The following is a 1,551-nucleotide window of genomic DNA, read 5'->3' as shown; positions in this document are numbered from 1 at the left end:
GGCGTCAGCCAAACCACGCGCAGCCATTCCAGCATGTCCTCGGCCGAACGCGCCGAGATGGTGCGCCTGCTGGCCGCCATGATCGACAGGCTGCCCGACACGGGACCGTTTCCGCAAGCCGATATCGGCCTTTCAGGCGAGCTGGAAGCCGAGATTGCCGTGGCGCCGGCGGTCGATGTGGAGGAACGCTTCCGTCGGACGCTTGCCGAGGGCCGCGAGCGCGATCGCGCCGCCGGACGTACGCTCGACGGCCCGCACCGTTCGGACCTGGTGGTTCGGCACCGCCCCAAGGCGATGCCGGCCGAGCTCTGCTCGACCGGCGAGCAGAAGGCGCTGCTGGTCGGCATCGTGCTGTCGCACGCGAGGCTGACCGGCGAAATGTCGGGCATGACGCCGATCCTGCTGCTCGACGAGATCGCTGCGCATCTCGACAGCGGGCGGCGCGCGGCGCTGTTTTCCATCCTGGAGGAACTGAACTGCCAGGCATTCATGACAGGAACCGATGCTGCGCTGTTTTCCAGTCTCCAGGGCCGTGCGCAATTCCTGACCGTCGACCACGGGACGGTTGGGCCAACCGAAGACCCCTGACAAGGTTTTTCCGTGCCTGTATGATCAGGCAATGACCACTGCCGCCCTGACCGCAGACGAGATCGAACGCTATGCCCGCCACATCGTGCTGCCGGAAATCGGCGGCGCCGGACAGCAGAGGCTGAAGCAGGCCCGGGTGCTGGTCATCGGCGCCGGCGGGCTGGGCGCCCCGGTGCTTGAATATCTTGCCGCCGCCGGCGTCGGCACGCTCGGCGTGGTCGATGACGACACCGTTTCGCTCTCCAACCTGCAGCGTCAGGTCATTCACGGCACCGACACTGTCGGCCTGCTGAAAACCGACAGCGCCAAGGCGGCAATCGCCCGCATCAATCCCAATACCACAGTCGAACCGCATACGTTCCGGCTGACCACGGACAATGCGCCTGCCCTCGTCGCCCGCTATGACATCGTCGTCGACGGTTCCGATAATTTCGAAACGCGCTACGCCGTGGCCGATGCCTGCGCGAGCGCTGGGAAACCGCTGGTGCATGCCGCCGTCGGACGCTTCGACGGCTCGGTCACGGTGCTGAAGCCATTCGAAGACGGCAAGGACGGCAAGCCCAACCCAGGCTATCGTGACCTGTTTCCCGAGGCGCCACCGCCGGGCCTGGTGCCGTCCTGCGCCGAAGTCGGCGTGCTTGGCGCGCTGACCGGCGTCATCGGCACGCTGCAGGCCATGGAGGCGGTCAAGCTGATCACCGGCGTGGGCGAACCGCTGGTCGGCCGGCTGCTGCTTTATGATGGGCTGGCGGCGCGCTTCGACACCATCCGTTACAAGAGAAGCTGAATTCTTGGACCTGATCGAAGCAGTCTCCATCAGGCGGATCCCGACCGATTTCGACCGTTGGGACGATGTGCTCGCATTGATCATGCGTGCCTTCGCCTCGATGGACGACGTCATCGACCCGCCCTCCTCGGCCCACCTTTTGACCGCCGACACTCTGCGGGACAAGGCGCGGCGGG

1 protein-coding gene and 2 pseudogenes are annotated in these 1,551 nt (G+C 66.0%); all 3 read left to right on the top strand.

Translation table 11 applies throughout. The features are described 5' to 3' along the window. A pseudogene (locus EN884_RS35515) lies at positions 1–588 on the top strand (DNA replication and repair protein RecF); the annotation flags it as partial. 31 nt (positions 589–619) lie between these two features. After that, entirely contained in the window at positions 620–1,375 is a 756-nt protein-coding gene (locus EN884_RS35510; protein ID WP_013527879.1) for a molybdopterin-synthase adenylyltransferase MoeB, read from the top strand. Between the two features lie 4 nt (positions 1,376–1,379). Continuing rightward, positions 1,380–1,551: pseudogene (locus EN884_RS39965) on the top strand (GNAT family N-acetyltransferase); the annotation flags it as partial.

This window comes from Mesorhizobium sp. M7A.F.Ca.AU.001.01.1.1 (assembly GCF_004022735.1).
Taxonomy (GTDB): domain Bacteria; phylum Pseudomonadota; class Alphaproteobacteria; order Rhizobiales; family Rhizobiaceae; genus Mesorhizobium; species Mesorhizobium ciceri.
The sequence above is the reverse complement of the archived record's forward strand: the minus strand, read 5'-3'. Positions and strand labels throughout refer to the sequence as shown.

What these genes read in the sequence shown, in the direction of transcription:
- EN884_RS35510 (WP_013527879.1), top strand. Translation starts at nt 620, where the DNA reads ATGACCACTGCCGCCCTGACCGCAGACGAGATCGAACGCTATGCCCGC.